12 protein-coding genes are annotated in these 15,616 nt (G+C 53.3%); 1 reads left to right on the top strand and 11 read right to left on the bottom strand.

All coding sequences use genetic code 11. From position 1 onward, the window contains the following. Nucleotides 1–208: 208 nt before the first annotated feature. The 9 genes from NST08_RS14620 to NST08_RS14580 form a co-directional block, all read right to left on the bottom strand. Nucleotides 209–2,662: a DUF4962 domain-containing protein gene (locus NST08_RS14620; protein WP_341341925.1), complete on the bottom strand. Its 2,454-nt coding sequence runs from the start codon at nt 2,660–2,662 to the stop codon at nt 209–211. Then, entirely contained in the window at nt 2,659–4,749 is a 2,091-nt protein-coding gene (locus NST08_RS14615; RefSeq protein ID WP_341341924.1) for a heparinase II/III domain-containing protein, read from the bottom strand. Before NST08_RS14615 ends, NST08_RS14620 begins: the two co-directional genes overlap by 4 nt. A gap of 8 nt (nt 4,750–4,757) precedes the next feature. Next, nucleotides 4,758–5,525, bottom strand: a complete 768-nt coding sequence (locus NST08_RS14610) for an SDR family NAD(P)-dependent oxidoreductase (RefSeq protein WP_144878868.1) — start codon at nt 5,523–5,525, stop codon at nt 4,758–4,760. A gap of 57 nt (nt 5,526–5,582) precedes the next feature. Further along, nucleotides 5,583–7,454, bottom strand: a complete 1,872-nt coding sequence (locus tag NST08_RS14605; RefSeq protein ID WP_144878869.1) for a cache domain-containing sensor histidine kinase — start codon at nt 7,452–7,454, stop codon at nt 5,583–5,585. Further along, nucleotides 7,451–8,323, bottom strand: a complete 873-nt coding sequence (locus tag NST08_RS14600) for a response regulator transcription factor (protein WP_341341923.1) — start codon at nt 8,321–8,323, stop codon at nt 7,451–7,453. The genes NST08_RS14605 and NST08_RS14600 overlap by 4 nt, the downstream gene beginning before the upstream one ends. Nucleotides 8,324–8,430: 107 nt before the next feature. After that, nucleotides 8,431–10,011 carry an extracellular solute-binding protein gene (locus NST08_RS14595; protein WP_341341922.1) on the bottom strand — a complete coding sequence of 527 codons (1,581 nt, stop codon included), beginning with the start codon at nt 10,009–10,011 and terminating at the stop codon, nt 8,431–8,433. Between the two features lie 126 nt (nt 10,012–10,137). Then, nucleotides 10,138–11,010, bottom strand: coding sequence for a carbohydrate ABC transporter permease (locus tag NST08_RS14590; protein ID WP_007130108.1), 873 nt, complete (start codon nt 11,008–11,010; stop codon nt 10,138–10,140). Nucleotides 11,011–11,025: 15 nt separating this feature from the next. After that, entirely contained in the window at nt 11,026–11,979 is a 954-nt protein-coding gene (locus NST08_RS14585; RefSeq protein ID WP_007130109.1) for an ABC transporter permease, read from the bottom strand. Nucleotides 11,980–11,985: 6 nt separating this feature from the next. Then, nucleotides 11,986–12,168 carry a tautomerase family protein gene (locus tag NST08_RS14580; RefSeq protein ID WP_341341921.1) on the bottom strand — a complete coding sequence of 61 codons (183 nt, stop codon included), beginning with the start codon at nt 12,166–12,168 and terminating at the stop codon, nt 11,986–11,988. Nucleotides 12,169–12,540: 372 nt separating this feature from the next. On the opposite strand from NST08_RS14580, the gene NST08_RS14575 reads away from it, so the two are divergent. After that, nucleotides 12,541–13,638 carry a glycoside hydrolase family 88 protein gene (locus tag NST08_RS14575; RefSeq protein WP_341342634.1) on the top strand — a complete coding sequence of 366 codons (1,098 nt, stop codon included), beginning with the start codon at nt 12,541–12,543 and terminating at the stop codon, nt 13,636–13,638. 135 nt (nt 13,639–13,773) lie between these two features. Here the strand turns inward: NST08_RS14575 and NST08_RS14570 are convergent, their stop codons facing one another. Together NST08_RS14570 and NST08_RS14565 are read right to left on the bottom strand one after the other, a co-directional pair. Further along, a complete protein-coding gene (locus NST08_RS14570; RefSeq protein WP_007130112.1) occupies nt 13,774–14,877 on the bottom strand; it encodes a sensor histidine kinase in 1,104 nt (367 codons plus the stop codon). Beyond that, on the bottom strand, nt 14,874–15,569 hold the full coding sequence (locus NST08_RS14565; protein ID WP_144878872.1) for a response regulator transcription factor: 696 nt from the start codon (nt 15,567–15,569) through the stop codon (nt 14,874–14,876). The genes NST08_RS14570 and NST08_RS14565 overlap by 4 nt, the downstream gene beginning before the upstream one ends. Nucleotides 15,570–15,616 lie beyond the last annotated feature (47 nt).

The following is a 15,616-nucleotide window of genomic DNA, read 5'->3' as shown; positions in this document are numbered from 1 at the left end:
CGCTGATCATCGTGCAGCAGTCATCATTACACCGCGCGCCGGGAGAGGCACGCGGTAAGAAAACTCATCGCTCACTCGATTCCAATTACAGAATCACCAGAATACTAGTTATCTGTTCATTCTCACTTCAGCCTCGGGTCGACCTTTCAAGATGACCGCCCAATCGTTGACCACCTCCGAGCCGCCCTACACTTGCCCCGTGGTTCACTCAGTATGCTTTTGGGACCTCTACGCTTCTTGTCTTCCCGTCCCCGTTCGTGAAATAGAGAAGAACGCCGTGATCCTGATCATCAAGAAAATAGGAGACGTACTTGTTCTCGTCCTTTTTCATGGGAACGAGCAAAGTTACAATCCGGTGACTCCTCGCCACATTCGTTTCGGCATGCAAATGCCATTGCGGGTCCAGCTCTTTAATCTCCTCCGGATCAACGCCGGTAAATTGATTATGCTGCGACAGTGTTAGATCGCCGGATGAACTGTAAACGAACCGGCCTTCCATTTCCGCCTTGATTCCCGCGACTCTGAAGGTCTGACCCGAAAGCTTCATTCGATGCAGCGTATGGAAGAGCCACTCGACGCGGGCAGGCTTAGCCAAGTCCACCGTATCAACAATGACGAAATAAGATTCGTCATAAAAGAAGATTTCACGCACATACCTCTCCAGGTAAGGAACATGCTCGAAGTAAGCGTCTGTCGCGTTCATACGCGCATATCCGAGTCCTTGCGAGGATTGGACCTCTTCTATCTTGCCGCTCGCCTCGATACAGCGCACCTTATCCTTGCCCGCATACTGGCCATGTCCATCGATCAGGATGTTGTTCGTGGAGCGGGTTTGCCGCCGCCAATTCATATGCATCGTGCTGCCATAAGCAATGTAATACCCGCTTTCGATCGCCAGCGGCTCGCTGAAGGCATGCAGCAGAAATCCGTTCTGGTCGCCATGGCTGTGACTGATCGAGCCGTACGGACTGCTTTTTGCCAGCAGCATAATATGCTCATCCGGATCATCCATGCGGTGGTGCATGGCAACCCATCCGATGTCGCGGAACCATTTGACGGCCCGAATCGTGCCTGTGCTGCTGACTGAATCCTCGGTCGTCCACTTTTCAGAATTGTTTCCCCTGCTCCACCTCTCTGGATCTTCGATAACCTCCGCTTCAGACTGCCTTATAGCCCCACCTTCTGATTCCCACACCGCTATAGTGGGGGCTACCGCCTCGATCTGTAGGTAATCATGCCGATACAGCATATCGTCAAACCGGAAGTCCCACCATCCATAATTGTAAAATTTCGAATCGGCGTCCTTATCGGCTTTTGCCACCTGCTCAAAATACCATTGGTACAACCCGTTACCTGTAATCCCGGCAAATTGGCGAATGTTAAATGCTGTTTTCAAGCTGACCGGCTCCCCGAGATAGGACTGGTCGCCGAAGCTCGCCCGAATCGTATCCGGACTGCTGCAATACAGCGGAAAATCTCCCGTTCGCGCAAAGAACGGTCGTTTATAGAAATCGATCGATACATAATTGCGGATCAAATTCAACGCATCGATAACAAAGGCCATACCGGTCGTCCAATAGAGCGGACCCTCCGCCCAGCCTCCATCCTCTCCTCCCCACGGGGAGTATAGACAGGCGTAGTATTCCAGCGTGTAATCCAGCCATTGCTGCGCCTTCGGCTCTTCATGCAGCATGGCTATACAGGCGGGTACCAGTACGGATGATAGCGAGCGGACGGCATGGCTGTCGTAGGGAACATGATGAATTTTAGAGCGTTCCATTACATGATAAGCAACCTGCTCTGTACGTCGCATTAAAGCGCTTCGGACAAGCTTGATTTCTTCGGCAGACAGCATGTCATGCAGCCAGTCATAGCCCCATGCGAGCGCACCGACCATTCTAAACGCAGCCTCGTCGTTATAATCTCTCGACGTCGTCCCCTCCGGATCCCAGCCTGCCGCATGAAGCAGCCACTGTTTCGCTTTTGAAAGGATCTGAGCATCCTGCAAAATAACGCCGGCCACGCTCAAATGCCGAATCGCGTACAGCGTCTCCTGGCAATCCATGTACATCTGTCTCCATAAACTCGCCACACGCTTATGATCCGGATACGGCTTCGGCTCCGGAATGAGCGGTTTCTCCAGCCAGGGTACCACCGACTTCTCGTAAAAAGCTTTCCAGCCGCAATCATCGTTCTCCCGCTGCAGCCTCTCGCGGAATGCGGTGATTCCGCTGCTATCCAACCACAGACGTGGATGTGACGCCGAAGTGTTCAGATAACGGTCGGCTCTGCCGGGCAGAGGCGTTTCCGGGAGCCCCTCATGCACCTCAAACCGACGGATTCGGCTCCATGAGGTTCGTCCTCGCAGATCATCGGTCGGAGCTTCCCCTCCATCATGTTTCATCAGTGCATATCTCCAGTAATATGTGCCGGGGGCAAACACATGATCCGGAGTATACAGATTATACGGGATGTCCGTGAACGTCCTCGTCACGCCCGGCTCGAACGATGGCGACATTGATGTTTGCAGAACATAGCAATCGTTGTCCAGCTGCCCCGGCATCCAGGTGAACCTCGGGGGATTTTCGAGCAGCCTGGTCTCTTCGTTCGGCTGATATGGCACAGACAGACGCCCGCTGTGCGGTTCGAATAAGATCTTCATGATTGCACCATCTCCTTCAGTCCTTGGCTGGTCATACGGAAGCTTCTTATAGATTTGCCATCGGACAGCGTCAGCCGCCCGTCTTCCTTCGAAGCCTTCCATTGCAGCTCTACGGGCCTATCTCCGCTTCGGTATACTGCTATAAAACGGGACCTCTCTCCTTTCATGCGCAAGAGAATCCCTTCCATCTTCCGGCTTGGATCATCCGCGGTTCCAGGCGATTCCACCTGCACGCATTCCATGCCCTCAAACGGAACGAAGGACACGGAGGCGCCAAGGCCTGTTTCGCTCGTGATCCTCAAATCGAGCTGTTTCCGCCTAATTCTCAATCTGTGCGTGAGCTTTTCCGTAACGTAACCATAGCCATCTTCCGTTCCGAGTTGACGCGGCCAAACCTCGTTTTGCGGCTCCTCGTCCGGCAAGCGAGTTTGATGATCGTCCCCGGCGTCGACCAGGTTCCCGCTCCCGATATAATGAAACCACCAATCCACTACCTCCGGCTTCTCCGTCTTCACCTCAAACCAATCCAGAAGCCACCCTTCGGTTAGCAGTAAATGGCGGTCCAGCACGGCATGCTCATAGGCTTCTTGCGTGCGGAGCCAAACGTAGGCGCAGCTTTGCGATGATTCATAGCGCACGCATGCGCCTTGGGATGGGAGCTGAGAACGTTCTCCAATGGATACCGTATTATGGCAGGCTGTATGAAGATACCACGCCTTTTTCAGTTTTGAGCCATAGGGTACGGTCCCACGATCCGGCGATAAAGGTGCTCCGTTGATATGAACCATAAGATTTAGTTTGTCAAAATGGCCGTGTGAGCCGCCATGCGGTCCAAAATCGACAAGGGCCTGAATACCGTTCCGAGCCTCCGTTCGTAATAACGCAAATCCGCTGTGCGGAAGGATGATACTAGAGACTACAGGCCCTGCGGAAGCTGCAGACTCAGGTCCGCCCATCGTTCCGTTCCAACTGCTTTTACCATAGAGGAGCGCCTCCAGCATGCCGATTCTCCCCTGTTCGCCGTTCATATCGCGATAAGCGGCGGCGAGCAGCCCGCGGTAGCTCCCATTCTCATACACCGTCAGGCCGATCTCCATAATTTCAGCGATTTCTCTGGCATACGGTACCCGCTTATAAGGACCGTCGTGCAAAGCCGGCAATACGCCGTTTCGGTCTGCCAAGCGGACAAGTACAGTCAGCATACCTTCCATGGACTGTCCATCTCCGCCAGTCAACGCATATACATCTTCGCCAAGTCTTGAGCCCATTTCGGCCGCAATGAGATAGGCCCGCAGAACAAAAACGTGATAATACACGCTCCGCTCGAACTCGAGCTGATCCGGCCGGACCGCGATGCTCATATGGTGCTTTAACCCGCCCTCGCAGCGGATCAGCTCCCTCATTTTCAGCTTGTCGCCTTGCACCGCGTATATACAAAACAACGCCGCGATAAGCCAAGCGGTGTAATTGTTCTCCGGATTTCCCCGCTCCCGGGTCAACACTCGATGGTATTCCGTCATGCTGCTCTCCAACATGTGAAGGAACTCGTTAAAGATCCGCGACTCCGCTTTATCGAAGCGCATGCCTTCATCCCGAAGCAGCAGGTAACCTCTTAGAATCGTTGTCGTCCAGATCGCTTCCGTCAGGGCCTGATGGAACGCCCTGCCTTTCAGCATCCAGGGCTGGGCATCCGGATGGACCGGATATAAGGGAAACTGCCTGGCATAACGGAGGAGCAGATGTTTGCCGAATTCGCTGTATCCTCTCTCACCCGTACCCGCGTAAACAGCGGCAGCTTGAAGGATGTATCTGGCCATCGCCTGATGCTTAAACACGAACCACGCTCCTCGGTACGGCTCGCCCTCCCATCGGCACCCATGAGGGCAGCCATACACTCGTGCATACGCTTCCAGCGGGTCAAAGATCAATTCCGTATGATGGAGGGGACACACATATTGATGCCACCAGCCGCCGGGCTCCTCTGGTACCTCCGGATTACTCGCAATGACCTCATCAAGCTCAGCCTTCAGCAGACGGAGGGTCTCCCGGCTCCAATCATACCGCCGCGATTTTTCCTGAATTCCCATAAACTCTCTCATCGCATAAACATGCCGCCGTTGATCTCGATTGTTTCGCCGGTTATGTAGGAGGCCAGATCCGATACGAGAAACAGGATCGATCCCGCCACGTCATCCGGCGTCCCTTCGCGCCCCAGCGGAATGCCTTGAACCGTTGCCTTCCGTGCTTCATCCGAGGTAAACGTGGCATGAAATGCAGTTTGTCCGATAAAGCCCGGGGAGACGGCATTGACGTTAATGCCGCTTGCGGCAAGCTCCTTGGCCAATCCTTTGGTGTAGCTGATCACGGCAGCCTTACTGGCTGCATAAATGCTGGCTCCGGGTCCGCCGCCGTTATGGGCCGCCACCGATGTCAGATTTACGATGCGGCCGCCTCCGGCCGATTTCATGCCGGGGATCACCGCTTTACTCACGAACACCGTGCTTTTCATATTGACATCCATCACGTTGTTGTACAGCTCTTCCGTCATTTCGGCATTGGCGAGCCGCTGGACCAGATGACCCGCATTGTTCACCAAAATCGTAATCCTGCCGCCGAATGTGCTCTCCACCTCGCGAACGAGCCCCTCCACTTGTTCGATCTGCGTGACATCCGCACGGAACGCATCCGCCTCGCCGCCGCTGCTCCGAATGTCCGCCACCGCCCTTTCTGCCGCTTCCTTGCTGTTCAAGTAATTCAGCGCCACCTTAGCGCCGCTTCGGGCCAGCATGATCGCGGCCGCCCGCCCGATGCCTCCGCTCGAGCCCGTTATTAAGGCAATGTTTCCCGATAAGTTGATGTGCATAAGAATCCCTCCTGATTGGTGTCAAGTTGATCTCCCGTTACCCACTCTGAAGCAGCGTCACGTTTGCAGCTGCTTCAGCCTGCTCTCCTGATCATTAACGCGTTCCATCCGCGGCATCGTCATCACGATCTTGGTTCCCGATCCCGGCTGACTGCGGATCTTGATGCCGTAATCCTCGCCGTACACCATCTGTATCCGCCGATGTACATTCACGATCCCGATCCCGCCTCTGCGGCGGGCATTCCGTCCTTCATCTTCGTCCATGAGACGGTTTTCCTCCAATCGCCGGCGCAGCCGGCCGAGCTTAGCCTCAGGAATGCCGGAACCGTTATCCTCCACGATCACCAGCAGCTGATCCCCTTCGATGCGGGTGTCAATTCGGATATAATGCCACGGCTCAATCCCCTCCGGAAACGCATGCTGAAAAATGTTCTCGACGATCGGCTGCAGGGAGAGCCGGACCATTTTTTCCAGCAGCAGCTCCGGCGGCGTTGCCACCTCGATTTCGAAGTCCCGTCCGATCCGGTGCTTCAGGATGATCATGTAATGGCGGACATGGTTGAGCTCATTCGCAATCGTGATCTCCTCCAAATTTGTCTGAATCGAATATCGGAGCATGAAGGCCATCGACTCCACCATCTCCGAAATTTCATCGGAGTCCTGCACAATCGCATAACAGTTAATCGTTTCGAGCGTGTTATACAGAAAATGCGGATTGATCTGCAGCTGCAGCGCCTGGAACTCCGCCCGCTGCCGCTCCAGCTGAATGTTCTGGAGCTCCAGCTGCGTTTTCTGATTGTGAAGCTCGGTATCGTATACCTGCTCGATCATGTCCGACAGCCGGCTGACCATCAGATTGTAGCTGTGGATCAGCCCTCCGATTTCATCCTCACGCGGCTTGGCGTCCGTAATGTGGGTCCAATTTCCCTTCTCTGTCTGGCGCATGCCGTTCTTTAAGTTCCGTATCGGATCGACGATGGATTTACCGAACCGGTATGCCAGGACAAGCGCTATAATCAATGTGACAAATCCAACAATCATCGTGGTCGATCGGATGCTAGAAATGGGCGCCCTTAGCTCCTCCAGCGGCATCATAATGACCAGGCTCCATCCCGAATAATCCGATTGCCTCGATATGATCATCGTGCGCTCGCCAAGCACCGGTTCGATGAAGCGTTTATCCCCTTCGGCAATAATGCGCTGCGGCAAGCCGCCTGCCGTAATCCCGTTCATATCAACGTGATCCGGTGCATAGACCACCTCACCCTCGCGGTCAAGGATGAAGAAAAAGCCCTGTTCACCCAGATCAACGCCATTCCATAGGCTCGACAGCTGGTTTTCATTAAACTCGATAGCGAGAACGCCCTTTACGTCATACGTGCTCATGCCGCGGATTTTCCGGGCGACCGTAATGACATTGCCGCGATCTTGTTCCAGCAGACTCGTCTTGAGAATGGCGATCTCGCCGTTGTCCGGCGTCTTCTCCATCAGCTCCTGCAGCCGATCCGACGGATCAATCGACATGGCGGAGAAATTTTGATTCTGATCGAAGATCGATCGGCCATGGTACCCCAGGATGTACATCATATGCGTTTGGGTCGGATACTGAATAAAGATTTTCTGAAATACGTCTTTTCGGATCAAATGGGTGAACCGGTAATGCTCGTAGCTGTCGGCCGGGTCCATATCCAGAAATTTTTTTACCGAATCCTGAAGGAGAATGGTATTGCTGATCCGCTCGAACATCTGCAGCTGACTATCCGTCTGGCGTGCGGCATTCGTTATGACAGTCGTCATATATTTCTCCACCTGTTCATCAATGGCTTCGGACGATTTGAGGTAGAAGAACACGCCGACGGTGGTCAGGGAGAATAGTACGACAATTAGGAAATACAGAAAGATTTGGCGGGACAAGCTCCTTCTCATTATTCGATCCCCAGCAGCTCCCGGTATTCGGAAGGGGTGTATCCGGTAAATTTCTTGAAGGTTTTCGTAAAATGGGGATGATCCGCATAGCCCACCTCAAACGAGATGTCCGTTATTTTGTAATGCGGGATGGCAAGCAGCTTCTTGGCCATCTCCATCCTTTTCTTAATGCGGTAGTGCACGAAGGTTTCATCCGTCATTTGTTTGAACAGCTGGCTGAAGTAAGACGGATTCAATCCGAGCATATCCGACACCTCGTCTAGCGAAAGATCCTTGGACAAATTGCGCTCGATATAAGCTTTGGCTTCCTCGACGGGCTCTTTGGCATTGCCTTTGCGCTTTGCCCGGATCTGCTGGACGGTCTGCTCCACGGCTTGCCGGAATGCTTGAAACATATTCCCCGGATTGCCGGACTCCGCCTTAAGAAATCCCGCAATTCGCTCAAAAGTGTAGATATCCCTGCTGTTTAGCTGCTTGATTAGTTTCGCATACAGCTCACCCAGCAAATCCTGAAGCTGAATCGATTCGAGCTCTCGTTCCTGGCAGTATTCCTCGATTTCTTGAAGCCTTACCTGGATTTCGTTCATTTGCAAATGCCATACGGCGAGCTCCAACTGCTCAAGCCAAGCTTCCAGCTTGGATAATGGAAAATACCCCCGCTGCTTCTCAAGCATAAGCTCCAGACCGTCCATTTTCGGCATACGGATATCCGTGAAGATAAAATCCGGCCGGGCTTGTTGGATCGCTTCCAGCGCCTCGATGCCGTTGCCGGCGGTTTCCGTCAGGATCACGGAAGGATCCGCCTGAGTTATCAGTTTGGTAAGGCCCATTCTTATCATAGGTTCATCGTCAACGACCAGAATGCGGTACATTCCCATTCCCCTTTCGGATTAGCGAGTGTGTATAGGGTTAGCAAGATACTCCCCTGCAATGGATAAGCAGAGGAGTATCTTCCACCCTATACTAAAACAAGCTCCACTTATTCGAAAGCGTTTTCTTTTTCGTTATATCGCTTCGTTGCCTCCTCGATGATCTCGCTGCCGCCCTTTGACAGGTACTCCTCCAGCACCTTGCCGTAATCCTCGATCGGCTCCCGGCCGTATACCATTCGAAGCACATGCTCGAGAATCAGCGGCGGGAGCTCGTCGGATTTCGGATTCAGCTCCGGATATTTCACCATGGCTTCCAGCCTCGGATCGAATTCAATTCCCCGGCGCCCTTCGCTTGCAAGCATATGATCGAACGCATCGATCAGCGCTTTGCCGGAATCGGACAGCTCGGATACGCGTTTGTTGTAGGTCGTATCCTGAACCATCCACAGCCAATAGTTTAGATACCGCATTTTATCCGCGCCGGCGGCATCGGTTGGAACCTCGAATACCGGCTTGCCGTCCGTTACTTGATAATCCTCGCCTTCAATGCCGAAGCTGAAGTACAGCTCCGCTTCTTCACTGACCATCCAGTTGAAGAACTTGACGATATCCGCTGCCTTGTCCTTGGCTTTTGCGTTGATGAAGAAGGACCGCGTAACCGGGTTATAATGGGCATATCCGCCCTTTCCGTCCGGGCCGACAGGCGACGGGATGAGCGCAACCTCCGCCTCAGGCACTTTTTCTTTAAGCTGAGTCCCCCAAATCGGGAGTTCGTTCGCATTCATGGACCACATGCCAGCTTTGCCGCTCGTGACGATGGATTTGAAATCCGCGCTCTCGATCGTAGCGAACTCCTTGCTGATCAATCCCTCTTCATGCATCGTTTTGTAGATTTGGATTGCCTTCTTCATATTCTCCTCATCGAAGAAGCTCGGCTTTACCTTGCCGTCAGGGAATACTTTGAACTGGTTCAGATAACCCAGCACGTCATAAGCGCCGAAGAAGGTATCGGCATATTTAAAGTTCTGCCGGCCGGCATAAGGCTGCTCCACTCCCGCCTCTTTGAATGCGCGCAGCACATCCAGCGTCTCTTCAACGGTTGTCGGAACCTCCTTCCCGACCTTCTTCAGCAGATCGGTGCGAATCCATGTCGCGCGCCGGGACGGGTTAGACAGGATCTCCGGAATACCGTAGATATTGCCTGTCTTGGAATCCGTCATCCGCTTCCATGCCTCCTCCGGGATGAATTGGAGCAGGTCCTGACCATGCTCCTCGAGCAGATCATTCAGCGGGAGGAACACGCCGTTCTCTACAGCGCCCGCGAGCTCCGGACCGCTAATCCCGCCGGTACCTTGAACGACATCCGGAATGTCGTTCGTCGCGAACATCTGGACCATTTTATCCTGATACTCGTTATGCGGGATCAGCCGGATGTCCAGGTCCGTGTTCGTCATTTTCTCCAGCTCCAGCACGTATTTGTCCTTGTTGATATCCGGATTCTTCTCCACGTAGGATACGTTCAGCGTTCGCATGGAGATCGAGAATTTTGTCGGCCCTCCATCAGTACCCCCTTGCGTTTCGCCGCCCCCTCCGTTCGCTCCGTTACTGCCGCCGTTATTGCCTGAACAGCCTGCCAGCATGGCAAGCACCAGTCCGGCCGTGATCACACGTCTCCAGCGTTTACTCATAAATCCCCCTCTTTTCAAGCTAGAATGTCCGCTATATAATAGCGCTTTCAAACTTAACCTCAGTATAGAGAGCCGATATGGTAGTCACAAGGAATGTCTTTGGCCCGGTTTGTCGTTTTTTTAGAATCATTCTTTGATCGAACCGATCATCATCCCATGGATGAAGAAGCGCTGCAGGAACGGGTACAGGAGGATAATGGGCAGCGTGGCGACAAGAATGACGGCCATCTGAACGCCCTGCACGGATTGGGAGCTCGCTTCAAATGCCATGTTCCCCGTATCCGTCATCCCCTCGTTGACGAGCAGCTCCCTCAGCTTCACCTGGAGCGGATACTTTGCACGGTCGTTGATATAGTAGAGCGCATCCATATACTTGTTCCAGTTGGTCACCGAGTAGAAGATCCCCACAGTGGCAAGCGCCGGCTTAGATAACGGCAGCACGATGCTCCACAGCGTCCTAGCTTCGCTGCACCCGTCGATACGCGAGGAATCGATCAGTTCATTCGGAATTTGAGCGAAGAAGGTCCGCAGCACGAACAGGTTAAAAGCACTTATCGCCGTCGGCAGCATCAGGGACCAGAGGGTGTTCACCAAGCTCAACTCACGCATCAGAATAAATTGCGGAATGAGTGGAGCCGTAAAGATCATCGTCATCAGAATAAACACCATGATCGTCTTTCTTCCCACGTACTCCGGTCTCGAGAGCGGGTACGCAAGGGATGCGGTCGCCGCCAGATTGATGAATGTCCCCAGCAATGTGATGTAGACGCTGATCCCGAACGCTCGCCAGATCGAAACATCTTGGAACACATGCTCATAATACGCCAGCGTAAATTCTACCGGCCAGAACATCACCACGCCCCGATCGATCGCACCCGGACTGCTGAACGATTGGGCAATGACGTTAAGAAACGGCAGCAGCATGGTCAGCGCGAGAAGGGTCAGGAACATATAATTGCCTGCGAGAAACAGCTTTCTGCCGGGACTATCGTATTTCACCTTCGTCACTCCCCTCTAATACAGCGACTCGCCGGTCGCTTTCTTGCTGATGGCATTGGCTATCGCGATCAGGAACAAACCCACCACGGATTTGAACAGCCCGATCGCGGTCGCGTAGCTGTACTGAAGCTGCTGCAAACCGGCCTTGTAGATATACGTATCCAGAATTTCGCTGGATTGAATGTTGAGCGGATTCTGAAAAACAAAGACGCGCTCGAACCCGTAATCCAGAAAATCGCCGATCTTCAGCAGGAACAGAATCGTAATTACCGGAAGCAGCGCAGGCAGCGTTATGCTGAGCGTCTGACGCCATCTTCCCGCCCCGTCGATGTTCGAGGCTTCGTACAGGTCGGGGTTGATGCCTGCCAGCGCAGCCAGATAGATGATTGTCCCCCACCCGACATCCCGCCACAAGCCTGAACCGACCAGCACGGTCCGGATATAGGAATCTTCGCCGAGGAAATAAATCGGCTCAACGCCGAACCATCCGAGAATGACGTTCACGATTCCCGAGCTCGGTGATAAAATCCCGACGAAGATACCGCTTACAATTACCCACGACAGAAAATGCGGCGCATAAAAAATCGTCTGAATGATTTTTTTGTACAGCACGAGTCTTACCTCGTTCAACAGCAGCGCCAGTACGATCGGTGCCGTAAAAGCAAACAAGATGTCGTACGTTCCCAGCAAAAGCGTATTGCGCAGGATTTTCAAGAAATCATAATGCGAGAACATCCGTTCAAAATGCTCCAGACCGATCCACGGGCTCTTCGTAACGCCTGCGAACAGATTATAATTCTGGAACGCGATCACGGAGCCGAGAAGCGGCACGTATTTGAACAGGACGAAGAACAAAAGTCCCGGAAGCGAGATCAAGTACAGCGCCTTGTACTTCCACATGAAGCCTAATACGTTCTTGCGTTTATTCTTAAGCGTCCCCAATCCAGCCGCATGATTTCGATCGGCCATCCTTCCTCACCTCTTGTTTCTCAAATTGGCCGGCGCATGCTCATCAATCGGAATCTCGTCAAACCGGATGCTGATGAACTCGGGCTCCCGTTCGATAATTCGGGACAGCTCCCTGGTAAAAACCTCGACGATTTCTTCCTTCTGAGCATTCGACCGCCCTTCGTACATTTTGATCGTAATTTGCGGCAACGGCATTCGCCTCCCTTGCTTATGGTGTGAATATGAATACTCATATCCTAAGAGCCCGGCTAGCCATGCAGCAATGGAAGATCATCGGCTTCTTTGTGTTTTTTTTAGGCGAAACCACCGGGCTTGTGTTTTTATAAGACGCGCTTGTCATTTTACTAGATGTTCGATCGGAAGTATGGAAAAAGAAGGCTGCTTGTGGAACAATGAAGCAAAGCCGAGCGATTATGATCGCATCAATCACGATCCGAACGGAGGTAAATCATGAGCGAAAATCATACAGAGGGCCGCGTAATATCGGAGGTGGGCCGCCTCAGCCCGGGGCATGATGCCCATGCGGGGCTGTGGAGGCTGCTGGAGGATAAGCTGTCGAGAATGGCTGGCCAGCTGGCAAATAAGGTCCCGCACGCAGCAGTGAACGGCAAATACGATTCAACCCGCATTGACTGGTGGACATCGGGTTTCTGGCCGGGCATGCTGTGGATCATGTACGATATGACCAAGGATCCCGCGTATAAGGAACGAGCTTGGGAGTGGGACGTCAAGCTGGAGCAGGCTTTCTTTTCACAGAACAACTTCCATCATGATGTTGGCTTTCAGTTTCTGCCGACGGCGGTCATTAAGCATAAATTAACCGGTGATCCGGATGCCAGGCGCAGAGGACTTCTGGCAGCTACGATGCTAGCAGGAAGATTCAACCCGGCGGGTCGTTATATCCGGGCCTGGAACACGGTTGATCGGACGGCTTGGAACCACGGCAATGAAGGCTGGTCCATTATTGACTCCACAATGAATCTATCCCTTCTCTTTTGGGCATCCGAGGAGCTGGGCGATCCGAGATTCGCCCATATCGCCTCCCAGCAGGCCGACACAGTGATCGAGCATTTCATTCGAGCCGACGGCTCTGTCAAGCATATTTGCATCTTCGATCCCGTAACAGGAGACTATATCGGTGCGCTTGGCGGCCAAGGCTTCGGACCGGACTCGGCTTGGAGCAGGGGGGCTGCCTGGGCTTTGCACGGCATGGCAAACACTTGCCGGTATACCGGCGACGCCAAATACCTTGATGCTGCCAAACGGGTTGCGCATTATTTTATCGCCGCGCTCGGTGAGGAGGGTGTTCCTGCCTGGGATTTCCGGACAGAGCTTGTAGAGGCTTCAACATCATCAGATACGGAGCTCGAGCCGCCGGACACCTCCGCTGCCTCCTGCGCCGCCTCGGGATTGCTCGAAATCGCCGCTCTCGTACCGAAGGACGAGGCTTCGCTTTACATACGACATGCCGTAAAAATCATGGACGCATTAACCAAGCGATACGCCGAATGGGACGATCCGGAGTACGAAGGCATTCTGAAAGGGGCAACCGGCCATAAGCCCGCGGGTCAAAATATCAATGTGTCGTTGATATACGGCGATTACTACTATCTGGAATCGGCCGCAAAGCTCATGGGCTGGAAGCAACGGATCTTCTGATCCGACCATGGAATTGTAATACCAATGCTTCGCTTCCAATCGGCTGCTACCTGCTTTGATCTTAATGCCTGTCCGATACGCACGATCGCGTCAAAACTAAAAACAGCAAGCGCCTTCCCTGGCGCTTGCTGTTCGTTATGTTTGTATCGGGACGGTACCCGTGCGTTCGATCGGCAATCGAATGAAGAAACAGCTGCCGTGATTCGCTCCTCGGCTCTCAGCCCATACCTGGCCGCCGTGGGCGGTTACCAGGCGCTTCACGATGGCAAGCCCCATTCCGCTTCCGCCGCTGTTCCGATTCCTTGATTTATCCCCACGATAGAATCTTTCAAAAATAAAGGGCAAATCGTCCGGATTGATGCCTTGGCCGTTATCCTCGATACGCACCAGTACATGCTTATTCTCGGCTATAAGCTCTGCTCGCACACGTCCCCCCATAGGGGTATGTCGAAGGGCATTGCTCAGCATGTTCACCAGGACCTGGTGGATTCGATCGGCATCGACCATCGCAGGCATCGGCGGTCCGCTGGTATACTTCAGCTTCACCTGTTTTTCAAGATACATGGGCTTGACCAGCAGCACCGCCCGCTCCATCAGCTTCGACATATCCTGCCTGGCTAGGCAAAGGCGGAATTCGGGCGATTCCATATCATGCAGATCCTCAAGCTCGGTGACGAGATCGATCAACCGGTCGATCTCGTGCAAGCAAGTGCGAAACCGTTCAGCCGTCGGCTCCCAGATTCCGTCTTCCAATGCACGGGTATGGCTTTTTAACGTGGTTAACGGCGTACGAAGCTCATGCGCGATATCCTGGGTCATGCTTCTGCGAAGCTGCTCCTGCTTCTGAAGCTGCAAAGCCAACTCGTTAAGCGAACCTCCAAGCCCGGCGAGCTCATCTTCGCCATCTACATGAATTCGGGTGGCCAGATCACCTCGCGTCATCCTCTCGGCCGCTTGCTTCATTTGAACCAGCGGCGCGGAGATACGTCTTGCCACGTAAATGCCGGTCACCGTGGCAAGGGCGATCGACAGTATGCAGGTCAGTATGATCGACTGCATCTGAGCCTGTTCCAGATGGTAGTTCAGCTGGTCGATCCCGTGCCCTTCCGCGGTCTGCTGCTGATACATCGCGATATGATAATGGTTGGTCAAAATACTGATCCCGGTAAACATAATCAAGATCCCGGTCGTGATGCTGATAATGATGGCAGCCAGCCGCAGATCCAGCCTTCGCTTCATGATTCCTCGCCTCCGAACCGGTAGCCAAAGCCGTACACCGTTATAATAAACCTCGGTTGTTTGGGATCCTGCTCGATCTTATGCCTTAGATTTTTGACATGCTGATCTATGGTGCGGATATCGCCGTCATAATCAAAACCAAGAACCCGTTCAACAAGCTCCTCACGGGAGAAATGACGTCCCGGATATTTCGCCAGCAGTACAAGGAGTTTATATTCGTTTGGCGTCAAGCTCACGGCCTGTCCATGGCAGGTCACCTCGTGCTTGCCCGAATGAATGACAAGGGCCCCGTGCCGATACACCGTAACATCTGACAGCAGCTCGGCATCATCGCCGGACCGTCTCAAGATGGCCTTGACTCGTGCAAGAACCTCCCTCGGATCGAACGGCTTCAGGACATAATCATCCGCTCCGGAGGAAAAGCCCTTGAGCCGGCTGCTTGCTGCGGATTTCGCCGTCAGCATCAGGATCGGAACCGGGCTGAATGAACGGATGTGGGCACAGAGCTGCTCGCCGTCCATGTCGGGCAGCATCAAATCCAGGATGATCAGGTCCACCTTCCCGTTCCGCATATGCTCCAATGCTTCCTTAGCATTTGCCGCCTCCAGCGTCCGGTACTGTTCTCTTTGGAGATACGACACAAGAACTTCCCGGATGTTCGGCTCATCATCGATGATTAATATCGTCCTCATTCCCGACTCTCCTTGCTGGAATTTATCTTCATGCCTTGAGTTGTTCT

The organism is Paenibacillus sp. FSL K6-1566, assembly GCF_038050475.1.
GTDB classification, from domain to species: domain Bacteria; phylum Bacillota; class Bacilli; order Paenibacillales; family Paenibacillaceae; genus Paenibacillus_AQ; species Paenibacillus_AQ lactis.
This window is presented reverse-complemented; position numbering and strand designations above follow the sequence as displayed.